Here is a 19,018-nt window from a genome sequence, read left to right as displayed (position 1 = left end):
GTCGGAGGGCCGCGTCAGGCGGGGCGGCGGAGGGCGGTCTCGACGAGCGAGACGAGGCCGTGCGGGCCGAGCTGGCCGGCGAGCAGGTCGAGCGGAGTGGGGACGGGCAGCGCCGAGGCGGCGCGGCCGAGGCGGGAGGCGGGCACGGGGGCGGCCTCGCGCTCCTCCGGCTCCGGGTCGGCGAGGGCCAGCGCGACAGTGGCGGCCACGTCCTCGACCGCGCGGACGCAGCCGAAGCGGATGATCCGCTCGTCGTCGATCAGGGCCTCGCCGTAGCCCGCGCGGAACGCCGAGCGCTGCACGTCGCTGATCGGCCGCGAGTAGATGACGCCCAGCTCGATCAGGAGCAGGTCGGCCTCCCGCGGGGCGACGGTGGCCTCGTCGAAGTCGATCAGCCAGGGGCGGCCGCTCTCGTCGATGACGACGTTGCCGGGATGCGGGTCGCCGTGGAGGGGCACGCGGGAAGTGGGCGTGCGGGCGCGCTTCAGCCGCCGCTCAGCGCCGGCGAGGGCGTCGAGGCGGGAGCGGTTCGCGCGCCACAGCGCGGTGAGGCGGGGGCGGGGCTCCGGCTGCGCGTCGATCCTCTCGTCGGTCTCGGCGAGGAGGTCGGCGAGCGGACGGCGGACGCGGCGGATGCCCCGCCGCACGGGAGGCGCGAGGGTCGGCGGCTCGGCGTCGTGCACGGAGCGCAGGACCGCGCCGAACCCCTCCCAGTCGAGGGCGTCCTCGCCGGAGTCGACGGCGTCCTCGCCGAGGATCCACGGCGCGACCGAGACCCGCAGCCCCCGGTCCTCCGCCCAGGGGCGCCCGTCGGAGGCGCGGTGCGGCGCCGCGACGCCCGGCACCCCCGACTCGCCCAGCGACGCCGAGAGCGCGAGTCCGAAGCGCCCGTCGCGGGCCGACGCCTTGACGCTCCACAGCGCCCCGGAGCCGTCGGCCGCGCACCAGACGCGCGCTCTGTGGTCGAGTCCGCCGACGACGGGCTCCAGGTCGACGAGGCCGACGCCGAACTCGCGGCGCACCAGAGCGCGCGCCCAGGCGCCCGCCTCCTCGATCGTGTTCATCCCGCTCATGCTGACGTGCGGGCGCCCCGCGAGCAGGTGCTTGCGCGATCGGTGATCGTAGGCATGGGTGCGGGCTGAGCCGCGTCTCAGGCTCGGGCTCCGGGCCGCCCGACGAGGAACCACGCCATCGACCCCAGGAAGGGCGCCACCACGACGGCGATCGTCCACAGGCCCTTCCGCAGGGGATCGAGGCCGGAGCGGAGGACCTGCGCGACCGCGAGGATCGCGACTCCGAGATACGCGGCCCCGCACAGGGCGGCGACCACGCTGGTGCCGAGCAGTGACATGTCCATCGCCCGACGCTACGCGCGGCGCGGCGCTGCCGGATCCGCCGCGGGGCGGAGACTCCCGGCGATGCGCAGCGGGCCTCGCTCAGCAGCCGAGGACACCGGTGATCGTCCGCGCGCCGTCGGCGGGGAAGAGGGCGAGCCGCTGCTCCGTCCCCTGCTGCCGGACCGTGAGAACGGGAGCCGTGAGCGCGTGACCGTGGTGGTAGCCCGTCACCGACTCGGGGGCGTCCCCGGCGGTGAGGGGCAGGAACGCGATCGGCGAGAGGTCCGCGTCGGCGCGGAACAGCGAGAGCGCCCTCGCGGTGACGACGGCCAGCAGCACGGGGTCCGGCTTCGCCGCGCGCAGCGCCGGGAGGTCGACCGCGGCTCCGGCGACCGCGAGCGTCCGCAGCGAGGCCAGCGTCTCCGGAGTGTTCAGCACCGCGGTGACGCCGCCGTCCGGATGCTCGGCTCGCAGCCTCTCGAGCCTCGGCCGGGACCACCGCTCCTCGACGCGCCGCCGGAGCCCGAAGCCGAGCACCGCGACGATCACCGCGGCCACCGCGAGCACCACGCCCCACCCTCCGTAGAGCTGGAACGCCCGGGCACCCGACCACGCCGCCGCGACGACCACCGTCGCCCCGAAGAACGCCTCGCTCCCGAGCGACCGCAGCCGGGACGACTGCACCTCCTGCGTCACGGGCGCTCCTCCGGGTCGGGCGGACCTCCGGGCGGGTCGCGTCAGCGCATGATCGCACCGGCGCCTGCGGGTCGGGCGGGATCCGCCGCCTCGCGCGGGAGGCCGGCTCAGCGCCCGCGCCGCGCCCGCGGATCGGTGAGGAGTCGGACCGGGGGGAGGTCGGCCAGGTCGGGGGACACGAAGCCGAGCACGTCGGAGTGGTGGTCGGCGGAGGCGCGGCGGAGGAAGGACCAGCACTTGAGCGAGGACGGGCGCCGGTCGAGGGGGAGGGGAGCGGCCTCCACGATGATCACGGTGGCGGAGCGGTGCAGGATCCGCACGGGCACGCGGCTCTCGCGGCCGTCGACGGTCCAGCTGGAGACGCCGCGGATGCGGCCGTCCTCGCGGTCGACGCCGACGGTGAGGACGCTCCGGAAGTCGTCGGACGCGGCGCCCATGCCGATCTGGAAGTCCCCGTCGGCGCCGTCGAGCACGAAGGCGACGTCGAGTCCGCGGCGGTGGCGGACGGTGAAGGTGGCGAGCAGGGGACCGCTCCCGAACCTCGGGGCCTCGTCGCGGGCCTGCCGGACACGCTGCTCCGCGTCGTCCCTGTCCATGGAGCCACTCCTGCCGTCCCGGCGGAGCGGGGCCCGCGCGCCCGTCGAGCCTAGGGGGAGCGGGGCGGCGTCAGCCCGCGCGAGGCAGCGTCACCCGGAACCGCGCTCCCACCGGTCCCTCCTGCGCCACCAGGTCGCCGCCGAGCGCCCGGGCCAGCCCGCGCGCGATCGGCAGGCCGAGGCCCGAGCCGCCGTCGGCGCGGTTGCGGGCGTCGTCGAGGCGGACGAGGCGGTCGAAGACGCGCTCACGGTCGGCCTCGGCGATGCCGGGGCCGTCGTCGTCGACGGTGATCGTGACGGAGTCGGCGGCCGCCTCGACGGCGACGTCGATCCGGGAGCGGGCGAAGCGGGCACCGTTCTCGAGGAGGTTGCCGAGCACCTGGGCCAGCCGGTCGGCGTCGGCGCTGACCCGGAGCGGCTCGGCGGGCCGGTGCAGCTCGATCGCGAGGCCCGGGCGGCGCAGCTCCTGGCGCTCGATCGCGGCCTCGGCGACGCCCGCGGGGTCCAGCGGACGCGACTCCACAGCCAGGCCCTCGTCCAGCCGCGCCATCAGCAGCATGTCCTGGATGAGGCGGCCCGCGCGCAGCGACTCCCGCACGACGTGCACCGAGAGGCGCTCGCGCTCCTGCTCGCCGCCGTCGGCGCGGACGAGCGCGTCGGCGGCGGCCTGGATGCCGGCGACCGGCGTCCGCAGCTCGTGCGCGGCGTCCGAGACGAACGCGCGCATCCGCTGCTCCGCCGCGAGGGCCGTCGCCTCGGCGGCGAGGGCGCTGCGCTCGGCCTGCTCGAGGTCGTCGAGCATCTCGTCGAACGCGGTCGCGGTGCGGCCGAGCTCGGTCCGCGGACGGGAGGGGCGCAGCCGCCGCCCGCGGTCGCCGTGCGCGATGTCGCGGGCCACGTCGGTCATCCGCTCGAGGGGCCGGAGGGTCGCGCGGACCACGACGATCAGCGCGAGCGCGGCCAGCAGGAGGAACACGGCCGACGCGCCGAGCAGGATCCCGTTCAGCTGCGCGAGGGTGCTGCCGACCGATCCGGCCTCGCTGGTGAGCTCGAGGCGGGTGCCGTCGCTCAGGGTCGACTCGAGGGTGATCAGCTCGTCGTCGGCGGCGACGCTGCTCGAGACGACGGTGGCGGCGGCGGAGGCGGCTCGGGGCGGGACGGCTCCGGAGGAGGAGCTCGTGCCGGGCGGCGACGGCGGCTCTCCGAGCTGGTCGGCGGCTCCCGGGCCCAGGCGCAGCTGCTCCGGGCTCGGCCCGGCCACGACGTCCTCGCCCTCGGGGCTCGTGATCCGCACCGAGACGCCCTGCGCCGAGAGGCGCGAGGCGAGGGCGTCGTCGGCGATCGTGCCGACCAGCGCGGCGGCGGCGGAGGCGCGGTCCTGCAGCCGCTCCTCGATCTGGTCGCGGAGGCGCTCGCCGAGCACCGCCTGCACCGTCGCCGAGAGGGCCAGGAGCAGCACGGCCAGCAGAGCGAGCACGGCCAGGACGGTGCGGAGGCGGAGCGAGCCCGTCCGCAGCGCGCCCGGCTGGGCGCGGCTCACGCCTCCACCCGGTAGCCGAGGCCGCGGACGGTGTGCACGAGCCGGTCGCCGTGCGCCTCCATCTTCTTGCGGAGGGAGCTGAGGTGCACCTCGACGAGGTTCGGGTCGACGTGGTCGTAGCCCCAGACCTGCGTGAGGATCTGGGTCTTGGTGAGGGTGCGGCCGCGGTTCCCGGCGAGGAAGGCGAGGAGGCGGAACTCGGTCGCGGTGAGGTCGAGGGCGACGCCGCCGCGGCGGGCGCGGCCCGACTCCGGGTCGACGACGAGGTCGCCGATCTCGACGACGGACGGGATGCGGCCGCGGCGGCGCAGCACGGCGGTCACGCGCTTGACGAGCTCGGCGAGCACGAACGGCTTCACCACGTAGTCGTCGACGCCCTCGTCGAAGCCGCGGAGGCGGTCGTCGACGGCGTCGCGGGCGGTGAGCATGATCACCGCCGCGTCGCTGCTGCGGCGGATCCGCTCGGCGAGCACGATGCCGCTCGGTCCGGGGAGCATCCAGTCGAGGATCACCAGGTCCGGAGCGAAGGTGCTCAGCTCGCGGGCGAGGTCCTCGCCGGAGACGAGACCACGGACCGTGAAGCGCTCGCTGCGCAGCGCGGTCTCGACGGAGGAGCGGATGGCGTCGTCGTCCTCGATGAGGAGCACACGGGCGGAGGAGGGCATGTGCTCGAATCTAGGGGCCGCGGATCGGGGCGCACCCGGCGTCTGCTGTGGAGGGTCTGTTCTTAAGTCCGGCTTCAGATTCGCCTTCGAATCTGAGATGGAACCGGCCGCAACCGATCCCGAACGGGGTCGGCACCGGGCCGGAACGAGGAGACACCCATGACCGAGTCGACCACCCCCGCCGAGAAGGGCTCGAGCTTCGGGCCGCGCCGTCCGAAGAAGCGCGCCCTGACCATCGGCATCGCCGTCGGCGCCCTCGGACTCGTCGCGCTCGGCTCGACCGCCGCGTTCGCCGCGACGCCGTCGAGCACGCCGACCTCCAGCGCCACCCCGCTGCACTCCACCTCGACCGACGCTCCGTCCACCGGTGCGCCGTCGACCGGTGCGCCGTCGACGGACGCGCCCGCCGAGGGCACCGCTCCGACGCCCCCGAGCGACGGCTCGGCACCGACGCCGCCGACGGATGCGCCGACCCCGCCCGCCGACGGCTCCGCGCCGACGCCGCCGGCCGACGCGCCCACCCCGCCCACCGACGGCTCGAAGCCCACGCCTCCCGCGGACGCCCCCACCGGAAGCTGACACCCGACCACCCGCCCCGCTCGCGCGGGGGAACGCCGACGGCCCGGAGGACACTGTCCCCCGGGCCGTCGGCGTCCGTCAGCGCGCGTCGCGGCGGCGGCGCGTGACTCCGAGCGCGAGCGCTCCACCGGCGAGCAGGGCGAGAGCCGCCGCGGCGGTCCAGCCCGTCTCGACGCCGGTGCTCGCGAGTCCCGAGCCGGTCCGCGGAGGAACGGCGCCGGCCGGAGCGGGAGCCGGCGTGCGGCTCGGCTCGGCCGAGGGGTGCGCGGTCGGCGCCGTGGTCGGCTCAGTCGTCGGCGCGACCGTGGGCTGCGCGGTCGGCGCCGTTGTCGGCTCAGCCGTCGACCCCGGAGTCGGCACCGTCCCCGCCTCGAATACGGACTCCGCGGAGCCGAGCGATGCGAGCACCGTCTCGCCGTTCGCGTCGTCCACGCCGTCGTTGTCGGTCACCGCGAACACCTCGCCGGAGCCGGTGATCCCGAGGCCCTCGAGCTTCTCCTGGGTCCAGCCGTTCCCGGCCTGCAGCGCGGGCAGCACGTCGACCGCGAGGGTCTTCTCGAGCATCGGCAGCGTCTCGCCGACCGCCGCGCCGGCCTCCGTCGGCAGCGGCACCGTGTACACGGCCTTCAGCGTGGCGTCCGGCCCGTTGAGCTTGTCGCGCTCGATCACCGCGAGCGTGCCCGCGGGGGTCAGCGTGATCTCCGAGAGCCCGTTCCAGTCGCCGTCCGCCCCGGACACGGCCTCCAGCGGGTAGCCGAAGAAGCTCCAGCTGTCGGCGGCGACGTCGTAGCGCCCGATCCGGACCACTCCGTCGGCGTCGATCGAGGCCTCGCGCTGCAGCGCCGTCCAGACGATCTCACCGGCGGCGCCGTCCTCGACGGTCACGCCCTCGAAGCCCTGCTTGCCCAGCGCTGAGGCGAGCTCCGCGGGCAGGGCGATCCGCTCGGTCACCGCGGCGTCCGCGTCGAGTCGCAGGAGCGCGTTGCCGTCGCCTGTCCCGCCCTCCGTCACGGCCCAGAAGCCGCCGTCGATCCGGGCGGCGATCCCCTCCAGATCCAGAGCGGCGGGCTCGCCGCCCTCGGTCACCGTGAGCGTCGTGTCGAGCAGCGCCGGCGAGACGGAGGTGTCGATCGAGTGGAGGGTGCTCGGCGCGTAGGCGCTGTCGCTCACCGCGTACAGACGGTCGGGCGCCGCCGGGTCGGTCGAGAGGCCCGAGAGCGCGCCCCAGGGCAGCGGCGATCCGTCGACGTCGGCCGACAGCACGGTCGGGAACGCGGGGGCGGAGGCGCCGAGCGCGTAGAGCTGCACGCTCGCGCGGACGGCGGCCTCGGCGTCGTCGGTCTCGCTCGAGACGACCAGCAGGTCGCGCTCGGGCAGGGCGAGCAGCCCCTCCGGGCCGGGCGTCGACGGCAGCGCCTGCACGAAGCGCGGCGCGGTCGGCTCCGACACGTCGTAGACGGCCACGAAGTTCGCCCGCTCGGCGCCGACGAACACGTAGGGGACGCCGTCGAAGGTGGCCGAGAGCAGGCCCTCGGGCTCGGAGCCCTTCGCGTCGGAGCGCTTGTCCGGGTAGAGCCCGAGGCGCACCGCGAGGTGGTCGAACGAGTTCCCGGCGTCCCACTGCACGGCCCCGGTCGCGGCGTCGAGGATCGACCAGCCGCGCGTGCCGCCCTTCCAGTCGCCCTCGTTCGCGATCGCGACGTGGTCGTCGCCGACCCAGCCGATCGCGTCGGGCTCGCGCGGGACGTCGGTGATCGAGCCGGTCAGCGAGATCGAGTCGTCGTCGAGCGTGTCGATGCCGCCGACGGAGGCGGTGCCCGCGGTGTACGAGGCGGTGACGGAGCGGGTGGCCAGGTCGACGATCGCGACGGCGTTGTTCTCCTGCAGCGTCACGGCGACGGCCGTGTCGGCCGGGTTGATCGAGACGTACTCGGGCTCCGGGTCCGACGGGGTGTCGAGGCCGGCGAGACCGGTGAGGTCGACGTGCTCCGGCACCCAGGCGGAGGGGTCCCCTGCGAGGTCCATCACCACGAGCTCCCCGGCGGTCGCCTGCGGGAGGTCGCCCTCCTCGCCGCCCTCGGGGGCGAGGTCCTCGTCGCGCTGGTTCTCGATCGCGATGACCGCGGTCGAGCCGTCGGTGGTGACGTCGATGGAGTCGGGCTGGCCGCCGAGCTCGATGCTCGCGACGGGCGCGAGGTCGTCGGCGTGCAGCACGCTGACGTGGCCGGAGGGGTTCGCGAAGTCGCCGTCGCTCGTGTCGACCACCGCGAGGACGTACTCGCCGGTCGCGTAGACCGACGTCGGCTCGCCGCCCACGCCGACGCCGCCGCGCGGCTCGGGGGCGTCGGGGTCCGAGATGTCGAGGACGTCGATGCGCTGCCCGGCGGAGTCCGTCGAGTAGACCAGGCGGCCGTCGGGCGACGCGCTCGAGATCTCGGCGACGGCGGAGTCGGCGGACGGGTCGGCCGCGTTGAGGTAGGCCGGCACCGTGGCGATACGGGTGAAGAAGGAGTCGCCCGCGGCGGAGGCGGGCAGGGCCGCGGCTCCGAGGGTGCAGCCGGCGAGGGTGACGGTGAGGGCGAGGGCGGCGGTGCGGGTGCGGGTATGACGAGAGGACACGGGTCTCCTGAGCGGCTTCGAAGGAACCCGCCCACGCTGGCCGCCCCCGGTGAACGCGCCGCCGCCCGCAGGTGTCCGCCCGGCGAACGCGCGGTGGCGGAGCCGCGACCGGGCGGGGGTCTCGAGACGCCGCGTGCCGCAGTCCGCCGCACGGACGCCTCGAGATCCGCCAGGCGGCGTGGTCAGCGCGCGAGGCCCTCCGCGGCCGAGCCCCAGGAGCCGAGGGCCGCGCGGACTCGCTCGTCGCGCGCGAGCGTCAGCGCCTCCGCGTACCCCTCCTCCAGCACGTCGTCGAGCCGCACCCGCGCACCCGTCTCGGAGGAGCGGACCGCCGCCTCCACCATCGCGAGGCTCCGCACGTTCGAGTGCACCTCGCCCGAGGGCACCGCCCCCGAGCCCAGCACCCGCACGAACTCCGCGAGCGAGCCCGCTATCTCCTCGGGCACGGGCTCGAGCGTGGCGGTCCGCACCGCCTCCGACTCGCGCGACTGCCACTCCGGAGCGCCGTCGCCGTCCCAGTGCGCGGTGCCGCCGGCCCCGTTCACGCGCCAGTCGCCGTTCCACGAGGTCTCGAGGCCGTCGGCGCACCAGCTGCCGGTGTAGCTGAAGCGCACTCCGCCGGCGAACTCGAACACGGCGCTCGCCGCGGCTCCGTCGGCGTACCAGCTCCAGGCCGGGTTGTACTCCTCGCAGTAGACCGCGACCGGGTCGCTGTCGAGCAGGTACCGCGCCGCGTCGAAGGCGTGGATCGCCATGTCGACCAGGAGCACGTGGTCCATCTCGTCGCGGAAGCCGCCGAAGCGGGGCGCCTTCGCGAAGTGCACGGAGGCGGTGCCCAGCTGCCCGAGCCCGGCGATCTGCTCGCGGAAGGCGGTGATCGCCGCGTAGTAGCGGCGCGACTGGCTGGTCATCAGGAGCCGGCCCGAGGCCTCGGCCGTCGCCGCGAGCACCAGCGCCTCGGCGATGGTCGGCGCGATCGGCTTCTCGGAGAGCACGGGCAGCCCGGCGAACAGCGCCTCCGAGCTGACGGGCAGGTGCGCCCGCGGCACGGTCACGTTGACCACGGCGTCGGCGCCGGAGCGCGCGGCGACCTCGGCGACGGAGGTGCCGACCGCGACCGGGCCGACCCCCTCCTCCTCCGCGGCAGCCGTGGCGAGGTCGACGTCGAGGTCGACCAGGCCGACGAGCTCGGCGTCCGGGGAGTCGCGGATGGTGCGGATCCAGGCGCGGCCCATCGCGCCGGCGCCGACCTGGACGAGGCGGACCGTCATCGGACGAGCGCTCCCTCGTAGTCCTGGCCGTTGTGGAAGTCCTCGGTCTCGTAGCGCTGCAGCACCGGGAGGCGGCGCTCGGGGCGCGAGGAGCGCACCCACTCGACGCCGTTCGCGATCACGCGGCGCACCTCGGCCTGGTGGTAGACGGGGTAGTCCTGGTCGCCGGGGGAGAAGAAGAAGATGCGCCCGTGGCCGCGCTTCCAGGTCATGCCGGAGCGGAAGACCTCGCCGCCCGTGAAGGTCGAGAGGAACACGAGCTCGTCGGGCGCCGGCACGTCGAAGAACTCGCCGTACATCTCCTGCTGCGGGATCAGGAAGGGGTGCGGGATCCCCTGGGCGATGGGGTGCGTGGGGTCGACGGTCCAGACCAGCTCGCGGTCCTGCTCCGAGCGCCAGCGCAGCGTGCAGGTGGTGCCCATGAGCTTGCCGAAGATCTTCGACCAGTGGCCGGAGTGCAGGACGACGAGGCCCATGCCCGAGAGGACGTGACGCTGGACGCGCTCGACGATCTCGTCGGAGACGTCGCCGTGGGCCATGTGGCCCCACCAGACGAGCACGTCGGTGGCGTCGAGGACGTCCTCGGTGAGGCCGTGCTCGGGCTCGTCGAGCGTGGTGGTGGAGACGGTGGCGCGCTCGCCGAGGTTCTCGCGGATGCCGTCGGCGATCGTGCTGTGCATGCCGTCGGGGTAGATCGCGCGGACCTTCTCCTCGATCTGCTCATGGCGGTTCTCGCCCCAGACGAGGACGCGGACGGGGGAGGAGGGTGTGGTCACGGTGTTCCTTCTTCGACGGTGGAGACGGTGCGGCGGTGGGCGGCCCGACACGGGGTTAACCGCTTTACCGGCCGCGTCTCCTAGGATGCGGGAGACGTCCGCCCCGCGTCAACCACGGCCGGGCGGCGCGAGCGGAGGAGGCGCGGTGGCCACGATGAGGGATGTCGCGCGCCTCGCGGGGGTCTCGATCGCGACGGTGTCGTTCGTGGTCAACGACACCAAGCCCGTCTCGCCCGAGACCCGCGAGCGGGTGCGGGCGGCGATGCACGAGCTCGGCTTCCGGCCGCACGCCCTGGCCCGCGCCCTCGCGCGGCGCCGCTCGGGGATCGTCGCGGTCGTCTATCCGCTCGTGTCGAGCCGGCCGCTCAACACCGCCACCTCGTTCCTGCTCGGAGCCGCCGAGGCCGCGGCGGAGCAGGACCACTCGATCGTCCTGTGGCCGACGGTCGGCGGCTCCGACCGCCTCGCCGACCTGCGCGCCGACGGCCTGATCGACGGCGTCGTGCTGATGCAGGTCACCAGCGAGGACGAGCGCGTACCGGTCCTGCGGGACTCCGGCACGCCCTTCGCCCTCATCGGGCGCACCCGCGACCCGTCCGCCCTCGACTGGGTCGACATCGACTTCGAGGGCATGGTCGAGGAGGCGCTCGGTCGGCTCGCCGGCCTGGGGCACGCGCGGGTGGCGCTCGTGCTCGGCCCGGACCGCGACGCCGCGGCCGACTTCGGCCCCTACGCGCGCACCCAGGAGGCGTTCGCACTCGCCTGCGCGGCCCGCGGCGTCGAGGGCGTGCTGCTGCGCTGCGAGGAGTCGCCCGACGGCGGCCGCACCCTCGCCCGCTCGTTCGACCCCGCCTCCGCGACCGCCGTGGTGATCGTCAACGGGGGCGCCGCCGTCGGGTTCGCGCACGAGGTGCGGCACCGCGGGCTGCGCGTGCCCGAGGACCTCTCGATCGTCCTGCTCGCCTCCGACCCCGACGTCGCCGACCTGGCCGACCCGGCGCTCGACCTGCTCGTCGCGCCCGGCCGCGAGCTCGGCCGCCGCGGAGTGGAGGCGCTGCTCGCCCGCCTCGCCGACCCCGCGGCACCGCTCCTCCAGGAGCGCATCGGCGGCCCGTGGCGCCCCGGCGGCTCGGTCGCCCCTCCGCACTGACGGCCGGCGCCCCGGGAGCGCGCGCTACGGCACGATCGAGTCGATGTAGCCGCCGTCGACGCGCACGGCGGCGCCCGTGGTGGCCGAGGCGAGCGGGGAGGCGAGGTACGCCACCATGTGGGCGATCTCCTCCGGCTCGATGAGGCGCTTCAGCAGCGACTGCGGCCGGTGCAGGCGCATGAACTCGCGCTGCGCCTCCTCCCACGGGAGCTCGCGGTCGACCAGCTCGTAGACGAAGTCCTCGACGCCGCCCGTGTGGGTCGGCCCGGCGAGCACGCTGTTCACCGTCACCCCGGTGCCGGCGGCGGCCTTGGCGAAGCCTCGCGAGACGCCCAGCAGCGCGGTCTTCGACACTCCGTAGTGGATCATCTCGGCGGGCGTGACGACGGCGGAGTCGCTGCCGATGTAGAGGACGCGGCCCCACTCGCGCTCCATCATCCCGGGGAGGTAGGCGCGGGTGAGGCGCACGCCGGTGAGCACGTTGACCTCGAAGTAGCGGCGCCACTCGTCGTCGTCGATGGAGAGCGCATCGGCGGAGCCGAAGATCCCGAGGTTGTTGACGAGCACGTCCACCTCGGCGGCCGCGCGCAGGAGGGAGGCCGTGCCCTTCTCCGTCGACACGTCGGCCGCGACTCCGCGCACCCGCGCCTCCGGCACCGCCGCGCCGACCGCCTCGATCGCCCGGCGGATCGACCGCTCGGAGCGGGCGTTCACGATCACCTCGGCGCCCGCCTCCGCGAGCGTCGTCGCGATGGCCAGCCCGATGCCCTGCCCCGACCCCGTGACGAGGGCCGTGCGCCCGGTGAGATCCAACCCGATCATGCTGCTCCGCTCCGCGCCGCCGCCCGCCGGCCGCGCTCGGGGTCGAGCATGCCACCGAGCCCTGACATCCGGCCCACTCCCGGCTGAGGACGCCCGCGGGTCGCCGCGGCGTCGCTCGGAACGGCGGAGACCGTTGCCAACCGGACACTCGTGCGTTACGGTCTAATCAATCGGCAATACGTATTACCCGCGGGTAGTAGGCCGATGACCCAGACTGTCGACGAGGACGAGGCGGACGCGTGACCCCGATGCAAGCAGATGTCGCCGTGATCGGCGGCGGACTCGGAGGAGTGGCCGCGGCGATCGCCCTCGCCCGCAACGGCCTCTCGGTCGTGCTGACCGAGCAGTACCCGTGGCTGGGCGGTCAGCTCACCTCGCAGGGCGTCCCGCCGGACGAGCACACCTGGGTCGAGCAGTTCGGCGTCACCGCCGACTACCGGCGCCTCCGCGACGGCATCCGCGGCTACTACCGCCGCAACTACCCCCTCACCGCCGAGGCGATGCGCGACGACCGCCTGAACCCCGGCCGCGGACTCGTGAGCAGGCTCTGCGCCGAGCCCCGCGTCGCCGTCGCCGTGCTCGACGAGATGCTCGCCCCCTACCGCTCGAGCGGAGCGATCCGCGTCGTCACCGGCGTCGTCCCCTTCGCCGTCGACGGCGGCCCGGGCCGGATCGAGCGCGTCCTGCTGCGCGACCCGGTCTCGGGCGAGGAGCTCGCCGTCTCCGGACGGTACGTGGTCGACGCGACCGAGACGGGGGAGCTGCTCCCCCTCGCGGAGGTCGACTACGTCACGGGCTCCGAGTCGCGCGACGAGCACGGCGAGCCCAGCGCTCCCGCCGTCGCCGACCCGATGAACGTGCAGGCCGTCACCTGGTGCTTCGGCTTCGACAGCGCGGACGGCGACCACACCATCGAGCGCCCGGCCGACTACGACTACTGGCATGAGTACGAGGTGCCGTTCTGGGGCGGGAAGCTCCTCTCCTTCACCGCGCCGAACCCGAGGACGCTGCGCCCCGAGACCCGCACGATGCACGTGAACGCCGTGGGCGACACCCGCACCGCGGACCAGCGCGCGCAGGGCGGGGACACCGACCTCTGGATGTTCCGCCGGATCCTCGCGACCGAGACCCTCCGGCCGGGCGCGCTCGACAGCGACATCGTGCTCGCGAACTGGCCGATGCTCGACTACCTCGACAGCTCGATCCTCGACGTGCCGGAGCCGGAGAAGCACCTCGCCGGCGCCCGCGCGCTCTCGCTGTCGTACTTCTACTGGCTCCAGACCGAGGCGCCCCGGCCCGACGGCGGCCGCGGCTGGCCCGGGCTCCGGCTCCGCGGCGACGTGATGGGCACCGCCGACGGCCTCGCGCAGGCCCCCTACATCCGCGAGTCCCGCCGGATCCGCGCGCTCACCACGGTGCGCGAGCAGGACATCTCCGTTGCCGCCCGCGGGACGGGGAGCCCCGCGCGCTTCGACGACTCCGTCGGCGTGGGCATGTACCGGATCGACCTGCACCCGACCACCGGAGGCGACAACTACCTCGACGTGGAGTGCTCGCCGTTCGAGATCCCGCTCGGCGCCCTCGTGCCGCGCACCCCGACGAACCTGCTGCCCGGGGGCAAGAACATCGGGACGACGCACATCACCAACGGCGCGTACCGCCTCCACCCCGTGGAGTGGAACATCGGCGAGGCCGTCGGCGAGCTGGCGGCCCTCGCCCTCGCCGAGGACCTGTCGCCCCACGAGATCGCCGCCGACCCCGCCCTCGTCGCCCGCCTGCAGGCGAGGCTCGAGTCGCGCGGCGTAGAGACCCACTGGCCCGACGTCGTCGGGTACTGACCGGGAACACCGAGAAGACCATTGGAGAAAGAGAGACGATGAGACCAGCGAAGAAGCTGATGGCCTCGCTCGCCGCAGTCGGAGTGATCGCCGCCCTCTCGGGCTGCGGCGCCGCCGGCGGCGGGGACGACTCAGCACCCGTCGCTCTGAGGATGTCCGTCTGGACCTCCGACGAGAAGCAGCTCGCCCTGTTCGACTCGATGGCCGACGAGTACATCGCCGACCACCCCGAGATCGAGTCCGTGACCTTCGAGTCCCTCCCGTTCGCGGACTACAACTCGACCCTGACCACGCAGGCCGCGGGCGGCAACGCCCCCGACCTCGCCTGGGTGGGCGACATCGCGAAGGACCTGATCGACGCCGGAGCGCTCGCTCCGCTGACCGAGACCTTCGAGGGGACCGAGGGCTAGGAGTACGACGACATCCTGCCCAGCGTGGCGCAGTCGTTCAGCCAGGACGGCGAGCTCTACGCGTACCCGTTCTCCAACTCGCCGTTCGCGCTGTACGTGAACCAGGACCTCATCGCGCAGGCCGGGCAGACCGTCGACCCCGCGACGCTCAGCTGGGAGGACGTCGACCGCATCGGCGCGGCCGTCAACGAGTCGACCGGCAAGGCCGGCTACATCATCCGCGACTTCGACTTCTCGGGCTGGCTGAGCCTCGCGAACCTCTGGGCGGGCTGGGGAGCCCAGCCGTGGAGCGACGACGGGACCCAGTGCACGATGGACTCGCCCGAGATGGTGGAGGCGTTCCAGTTCTTCCACGACTCGGTCTACGTCAGCGGCGCGACCCCCGGACCCGGCGTGACGGCGGACTTCTTCGCCGGCGACGCCGCGTTCACGACCGCGCAGGTCTCGCGCGCGAGCCTGCTCGACGGCTCGTTCCCGTTCGAGATCTACCCGCTGCCCGTCGGCCCCGCCGGCGAGTACGGCAACATCGGCCAGGCCGGCATGGCGGCGCTCGCAGGCGGCGACCACGTGGAGGAGGCGACCGGCTTCCTCTCGTTCATGACCAACCCGGAGAACTCCGCCAAGCTCGCGCAGTTCTTCCCGCCGCCCCGCGAGTCGCTGCTGTCCGGTGAGGAGCTGGCGAAGGTCAACACCCGCCTCAGCGCCGAGCAGCTCGACCGCGTCGTGGTCGACGAGCTCGCCGACGTGTCCGCCACCCCTCCGGTGACGAGCCCCGCCGAGATCACCTCGGTCGGCAAGACGGCGCTGGACCGCATGTGGTCGGCCGACGCCGACGTCGCCGAGGTGCTCGGAGGCGTCTGCGACGCCATCGCGCCCGTCCTCCAGGGCAAGTGATCCCGTGACCGCGACCTCGACGGACAGCCGCCGATCCGCTCCCGCCGGCGCCTACTGGAACCTCCGGCGCCGCGACGCGCTCGCCGGCTGGCTCTTCATCGCGCCCCAGCTGCTCGGTGTGATCGTGTTCGTGCTGCTGCCCGTCGGGCTCGCGGTCTGGTTCAGCCTCAACGAGTGGAACGTCTTCACCGGCTCCATGACCTTCGTGGGCGGCGAGAACTACGAGCGGGCGATCAACGACCCGAGCATCGGCGCGGTGCTCGGCACGACCGCGGTCTTCTCCGGGGGAGTGGTCGTCCTGAACCTCGCCCTCGGGCTGGGCCTGGCCGTGCTGCTGAACCGGAGGATCCCGGGCGGCGCCCTGTTCCGCACGCTCTTCTTCTCGCCCGTCGTCATCTCGGTGGTCGCCTGGACCCTCGTCTGGGGCTTCCTCCTCCAGGACAACGGCGCGATCAACGGCCTGCTCTCGCTGGTCGGCCTCGACGGGCCGAACTGGCTCCAGGAGGGACCCACCGCGATGGCGAGCGTCATCGTCACGCAGGTCATCCGCAGCGTCGGCGTCAACATGGTGCTCTTCCTCGCCGCGCTGCAGGGGGTGCCGGGCGACCTCTACGAGGCGGCCCGGCTGGACGGCGCGAGCCCCCGCGCGATCTTCTTCCGGATCACGCTCCCGCTCATCTCGCCCACCCTGCTCCTCACCGGCATCCTCACGATCGTCGGCTCGCTGCAGGCGTTCGCGCAGGTCGCCGTCCTGACCGAGGGCGGGCCGGAACTGTCGACGACAGTGCTCGTCTACTACGTGTTCCAACAGGCCTTCGAGTTCAGCGACATCGGCTACGGCGCGACGCTCTCGCTGATGCTGCTCCTCTTCGTCCTGATCCTCACGGTCGTGCAGTGGCAGCTGCGCAGGAAATGGGTCTTCTATGAGAACTGACGCCGTCGTCGAGCAGGGGACCCCGCTCACGCCACGCCTCGAAGCCGTCCCGGAGCCGCCCGTCAAGCGCCGCCGCGGCCGCAGCCCGCTCATGACCGCCCTGCTCGTCGTGACGCTGATCCTGCTCGTGCTGCCGTTCGCGGTGCCGACGTTCTGGATGATCGCCTCGTCGTTCAAGCCGGTGAACGAGATCTTCTCGAACCCGCCGACCCTGCTGCCGGACTCGCCGAGCCTGGCGGGCTACGCCGAGGCGTTCCGGTTCCAGCCGTTCGCGCTCCAGTACTGGAACAGCCTCTACATCGCGGTCACGGTCACCGTGGTCACGCTGCTGGTGTCGAGCCTGGCCGGCTACGCCTTCGCCCGGATCCCGTTCCCAGGCCGCAACGCGGTGTTCCTCGTCGTCCTGACCGGCCTGCTGGTGCCGACGGAGGTGACGATCATCCCGCTGTTCCAGATCTTCCGGCAGCTCGGCTTCATCGACACCCACGTGCCGCTGCTGCTGGTGCCGATGGTCGGAGCGCCGGCGGTGCTGGGCACGTTCATCATGCGGCAGTACTTCATCGCGATGCCCGGCGAGCTCGAGGAGGCCGCGCGCCTGGACGGCCTCGGCCGCTTCGGGATCTGGCGGCGCATCTTCCTGCCGCTGTCCAAGCCCGCGCTGTCGGCCGTCGCGATCCTGACCTTCCTCGGGTCCTGGAACATGTACCTCGAGCCGACGGTCTACCTGACCTCGCCCGAGCTCTTCACCCTGCCCCAGGCGCTCACCCGCTTCACCGACGCCTACGGCGGGGAGATGTGGGACGTGCAGCTCGCCGCGGCGACGATGACGGTCGTGCCCGTGCTGGCCGTGTTCCTCCTCGCTCAGCGGCAGTTCGTGGAAGGGCTCGCGCACTCCGGTCTGAAAGGCTGACCCGGTGTTCACGGATCGCCCCCTCGCCGCCCTCCGCGAGTTCCGTGCAGAGGTCGCGGAGCCCGACGACTTCGACGCCTTCTGGCGGGCCACCCTCGCGCTCGGGTGGGAGGGCGGCTCCGCCGTGAGCGCCGCGCCGGTCGACGCGGGCCTCCCGCTGGTGCGGGTGCGGGACGTGCGGTTCCCCGGCTTCGCGGGCGAGCCGATCGCCGCCTGGCTGGTGACCCCCGCGGTCGACCCGGGCGCCCCGCTCCCCGTGGTGATCGAGTACCCCGGGTACGGCAGCGGACGGGGCCGGCCGATCGAGCACCTCTGGATCGCCTCCGCCGGGTACGCGCACCTGGTCGTCGACGCGCGAGGCCAGGGAGCCGGCCGCCTCGCCCGCTCCGGAGCCACCCCCGACCCCCACGGCAGCGGACCCGCGTACCCCGGGGTCACGACCCGCGGCATCGAGTCGCCCGAGACGTACTACTACCGGCGCCTGATCGCGGACGCGGCGCTCGCCGTCGACGCGGTGGAGGCGCTCCCCGGGCTGGACCCGGACCGCGTGTCGGTCTTCGGCGGCAGCCAGGGCGGAGCGCTCGCGACCGCCGCGGCGGCGCTGCGCCCCCGGGTGCGCGCGGCGATCGCCCTGGTGCCCTTCCTCTCCGACGTCCTGCGCGCGACGACCGTCACGAACGAGGCTCCCTACGTGGAGATCGCCCGCTACCTGGCGACCCGCCCCGAGGACCTCGACGCCGTCGAGCGGACCCTCTCCTACGTCGACGGCGTCCACTTCTCGCGGCGCCTGCGCTGCCGGGTGCACCGCTCGGTCGGCCTGATGGACCCGATCTGCCCGCCCTCGACGGTCTTCGCCTCCCACAACGTCTCGGGCGGCGAGACGTCGATCGACGTGTGGCCGTACAGCGGGCACGAGGGCGGCGGGGTCGGCGACCGCGAGCGGGCGCTGGAAGTGCTGCGAGAGGTCCTGTGACCGGACGGGCGTGACCCCGCGTCTCAGGACGTCGGCGCCTCCTCCATCCCCAGCCGCATCGCCAGGTGCATGGCGCGCAGGCGGGCCGGCGAGACGTCGTAGGGCAAGCTCCGGATGATCTCGCCGGCGCTCCGGGCGCGGGAGCCCTGTGCGGGATCGGGGGCCGGCGCGGGGTCCTCGGGCGGGTGCGCCTCGTCCCACGCGTCGAAGATCGCCTCGTCCTCCTCGAGCTGACCGGACTCCTCGACGACGCGCATCAGCCGGGCCTCGAAGGCGTGCCGCTCCCGCGCCACCTGCTCCACCCGGGGGTCGTCCTCGGCGACCGTGTCGTCGAGGGCCTCCTCGGCGGCGTCGACGCGGTCGGCCTCCGCCCGCAGCGCCGGATCGGCGGCCAGGACCACGAAGCGGCCGGCCTGGGAGACGGCGCCCAGCGGGCCGAACATCCGCTCGGTGACCAGCAGGGTGTCGAGGTCGGCCTGGCGCAGCGAGCCCTCGGGTGCGCCCTCGAGGCGGCGCGAGACGATGTCGTCGAGCAGCCCCAGCCGGCCGCCGAGGGTCCGCATGCGCCGGACCGAGGCCCGCTTCCGCTGCAGCTCCTCCTCCTGCGCGGCGAGCGCGGCGTCCAGCCGCGCGAGGACGCCCGCGACCTCGTCCTCGCGGTCGGCGCTGTCCTCGGCGCCGGCCGGGGCTGCGACGGCGAAGGCGTCCCGGATGTCCTCGAGTGCGACCCCGGCGTCGGCCAGGCGGCGGATCCAGAGCAGCCGGATGATGTCGTCGTAGCCGTAGCGCCTGCGGCCGTCTCCGCCCCGCTCGCGCTCGGTGAGCAGGCCGAGCCGGTGGTAGTGGCGGATCGCCCGCGGAGTGACGCCGGCGAACGCGGCGGCGTCGCCGATCTGCACCTGGCGGGGCGGGGCGGGGAACGACTGCATGGGGGGCCTCTCCGATCGGGACGGTGTGCATCGAGCAGACCACATGACGCAGGGGCAGGAGCAAGCCGGCTCGGCCTGC

At 74.1% G+C, this 19,018-nt stretch carries 17 protein-coding genes and 1 pseudogene; 7 read left to right on the top strand and 11 right to left on the bottom strand.

Annotated features, from left to right (window positions below; genetic code table 11):
* Window positions 1–14: 14 nt before the first annotated feature.
* The 6 genes from C5C29_RS14225 to C5C29_RS14200 form a co-directional block, all read right to left on the bottom strand.
* Window positions 15–1,064, bottom strand: coding sequence for an aminoglycoside phosphotransferase family protein (locus C5C29_RS14225; RefSeq protein WP_181128834.1), 1,050 nt, complete (start codon window positions 1,062–1,064; stop codon window positions 15–17).
* Between the two features lie 86 nt (window positions 1,065–1,150).
* Complete coding sequence (locus C5C29_RS14220) at window positions 1,151–1,357, bottom strand: PLD nuclease N-terminal domain-containing protein (RefSeq protein WP_104225196.1); 207 nt, start codon at window positions 1,355–1,357, stop codon at window positions 1,151–1,153.
* A 79-nt stretch (window positions 1,358–1,436) separates the two neighbouring features.
* Entirely contained in the window at window positions 1,437–2,033 is a 597-nt protein-coding gene (locus C5C29_RS14215; RefSeq protein WP_104225195.1) for a hypothetical protein, read from the bottom strand.
* A 107-nt stretch (window positions 2,034–2,140) separates the two neighbouring features.
* Window positions 2,141–2,629, bottom strand: coding sequence for a hypothetical protein (locus tag C5C29_RS14210; protein ID WP_104225194.1), 489 nt, complete (start codon window positions 2,627–2,629; stop codon window positions 2,141–2,143).
* Between the two features lie 70 nt (window positions 2,630–2,699).
* On the bottom strand, window positions 2,700–4,169 hold the full coding sequence (locus tag C5C29_RS14205; RefSeq protein ID WP_104225193.1) for a HAMP domain-containing sensor histidine kinase: 1,470 nt from the start codon (window positions 4,167–4,169) through the stop codon (window positions 2,700–2,702).
* Window positions 4,166–4,834 carry a response regulator transcription factor gene (locus tag C5C29_RS14200; protein ID WP_104225192.1) on the bottom strand — a complete coding sequence of 223 codons (669 nt, stop codon included), beginning with the start codon at window positions 4,832–4,834 and terminating at the stop codon, window positions 4,166–4,168. The genes C5C29_RS14205 and C5C29_RS14200 overlap by 4 nt, the downstream gene beginning before the upstream one ends.
* 159 nt (window positions 4,835–4,993) lie before the next feature.
* Between C5C29_RS14200 and C5C29_RS14195 the strand changes: the two genes are divergently transcribed.
* Window positions 4,994–5,413 carry a hypothetical protein gene (locus tag C5C29_RS14195; protein ID WP_104308501.1) on the top strand — a complete coding sequence of 140 codons (420 nt, stop codon included), beginning with the start codon at window positions 4,994–4,996 and terminating at the stop codon, window positions 5,411–5,413.
* A 78-nt stretch (window positions 5,414–5,491) separates the two neighbouring features.
* On the opposite strand, the gene C5C29_RS14190 is transcribed toward C5C29_RS14195, so the two are convergent.
* The 3 genes from C5C29_RS14190 to C5C29_RS14180 form a co-directional block, all read right to left on the bottom strand.
* A complete protein-coding gene (locus C5C29_RS14190; protein ID WP_104224319.1) occupies window positions 5,492–8,032 on the bottom strand; it encodes an esterase-like activity of phytase family protein in 2,541 nt (846 codons plus the stop codon).
* A 182-nt stretch (window positions 8,033–8,214) separates the two neighbouring features.
* Entirely contained in the window at window positions 8,215–9,303 is a 1,089-nt protein-coding gene (locus C5C29_RS14185) for a Gfo/Idh/MocA family protein (protein WP_104224318.1), read from the bottom strand.
* Window positions 9,300–10,079 (bottom strand): ThuA domain-containing protein, encoded by a 780-nt coding sequence (locus C5C29_RS14180; RefSeq protein ID WP_104224317.1) that lies wholly within the window; start codon window positions 10,077–10,079, stop codon window positions 9,300–9,302. The genes C5C29_RS14185 and C5C29_RS14180 overlap by 4 nt, the downstream gene beginning before the upstream one ends.
* 154 nt (window positions 10,080–10,233) lie before the next feature.
* On the opposite strand from C5C29_RS14180, the gene C5C29_RS14175 reads away from it, so the two are divergent.
* Window positions 10,234–11,229 carry a LacI family DNA-binding transcriptional regulator gene (locus tag C5C29_RS14175; protein WP_258062335.1) on the top strand — a complete coding sequence of 332 codons (996 nt, stop codon included), beginning with the start codon at window positions 10,234–10,236 and terminating at the stop codon, window positions 11,227–11,229.
* Between the two features lie 24 nt (window positions 11,230–11,253).
* On the opposite strand, the gene C5C29_RS14170 is transcribed toward C5C29_RS14175, so the two are convergent.
* Window positions 11,254–12,048 carry an SDR family NAD(P)-dependent oxidoreductase gene (locus C5C29_RS14170; RefSeq protein ID WP_104224325.1) on the bottom strand — a complete coding sequence of 265 codons (795 nt, stop codon included), beginning with the start codon at window positions 12,046–12,048 and terminating at the stop codon, window positions 11,254–11,256.
* Between the two features lie 251 nt (window positions 12,049–12,299).
* Here C5C29_RS14170 and C5C29_RS14165 point away from each other — a divergent pair, with 251 nt between their 5' ends.
* The 5 genes and pseudogenes from C5C29_RS14165 to C5C29_RS14145 all read left to right on the top strand — a co-directional run bounded on the left by C5C29_RS14165 (window position 12,300) and on the right by C5C29_RS14145 (window position 18,010).
* Complete coding sequence (locus tag C5C29_RS14165) at window positions 12,300–13,889, top strand: FAD-dependent oxidoreductase (protein ID WP_104224324.1); 1,590 nt, start codon at window positions 12,300–12,302, stop codon at window positions 13,887–13,889.
* Window positions 13,890–13,927: 38 nt separating this feature from the next.
* Window positions 13,928–15,193, top strand: a pseudogene (locus tag C5C29_RS14160) (ABC transporter substrate-binding protein).
* Between the two features lie 4 nt (window positions 15,194–15,197).
* Window positions 15,198–16,127 carry a carbohydrate ABC transporter permease gene (locus tag C5C29_RS14155; protein WP_104224314.1) on the top strand — a complete coding sequence of 310 codons (930 nt, stop codon included), beginning with the start codon at window positions 15,198–15,200 and terminating at the stop codon, window positions 16,125–16,127.
* Entirely contained in the window at window positions 16,117–17,037 is a 921-nt protein-coding gene (locus tag C5C29_RS14150) for a carbohydrate ABC transporter permease (RefSeq protein ID WP_244229554.1), read from the top strand. Before C5C29_RS14155 ends, C5C29_RS14150 begins: the two co-directional genes overlap by 11 nt.
* 4 nt (window positions 17,038–17,041) lie before the next feature.
* Window positions 17,042–18,010 (top strand): acetylxylan esterase, encoded by a 969-nt coding sequence (locus C5C29_RS14145; protein ID WP_104224313.1) that lies wholly within the window; start codon window positions 17,042–17,044, stop codon window positions 18,008–18,010.
* Window positions 18,011–18,033: 23 nt separating this feature from the next.
* Here C5C29_RS14145 and C5C29_RS14140 read toward each other — a convergent pair whose 3' ends face one another.
* Window positions 18,034–18,939, bottom strand: a complete 906-nt coding sequence (locus C5C29_RS14140) for a MerR family transcriptional regulator (protein WP_219812935.1) — start codon at window positions 18,937–18,939, stop codon at window positions 18,034–18,036.
* Between the last annotated feature and the right edge of the window lie 79 nt (window positions 18,940–19,018).

Source organism: Rathayibacter sp. AY1H2 (genome assembly GCF_002931985.1).
Classification (GTDB): domain Bacteria; phylum Actinomycetota; class Actinomycetes; order Actinomycetales; family Microbacteriaceae; genus Rathayibacter.
Note: the sequence above shows the minus strand (reverse complement) of the source record. Positions and strands in the feature narration are given on the sequence as shown.

Coding starts and splice junctions, on each gene's coding strand:
- C5C29_RS14225 (WP_181128834.1), bottom strand. CDS start 1,064: ATGAACACGATCGAGGAGGCGGGCGCCTGGGCGCGCGCTCTGGTGCGC.
- C5C29_RS14175 (WP_258062335.1), top strand. CDS start 10,234: ATGAGGGATGTCGCGCGCCTCGCGGGGGTCTCGATCGCGACGGTGTCG.
- C5C29_RS14210 (WP_104225194.1), bottom strand. CDS start 2,629: ATGGACAGGGACGACGCGGAGCAGCGTGTCCGGCAGGCCCGCGACGAG.
- C5C29_RS14165 (WP_104224324.1), top strand. CDS start 12,300: ATGCAAGCAGATGTCGCCGTGATCGGCGGCGGACTCGGAGGAGTGGCC.
- C5C29_RS14195 (WP_104308501.1), top strand. CDS start 4,994: ATGACCGAGTCGACCACCCCCGCCGAGAAGGGCTCGAGCTTCGGGCCG.
- C5C29_RS14140 (WP_219812935.1), bottom strand. CDS start 18,939: ATGCAGTCGTTCCCCGCCCCGCCCCGCCAGGTGCAGATCGGCGACGCC.
- C5C29_RS14220 (WP_104225196.1), bottom strand. CDS start 1,357: ATGGACATGTCACTGCTCGGCACCAGCGTGGTCGCCGCCCTGTGCGGG.
- C5C29_RS14185 (WP_104224318.1), bottom strand. CDS start 9,303: ATGACGGTCCGCCTCGTCCAGGTCGGCGCCGGCGCGATGGGCCGCGCC.
- C5C29_RS14150 (WP_244229554.1), top strand. CDS start 16,117: ATGAGAACTGACGCCGTCGTCGAGCAGGGGACCCCGCTCACGCCACGC.
- C5C29_RS14200 (WP_104225192.1), bottom strand. CDS start 4,834: ATGCCCTCCTCCGCCCGTGTGCTCCTCATCGAGGACGACGACGCCATC.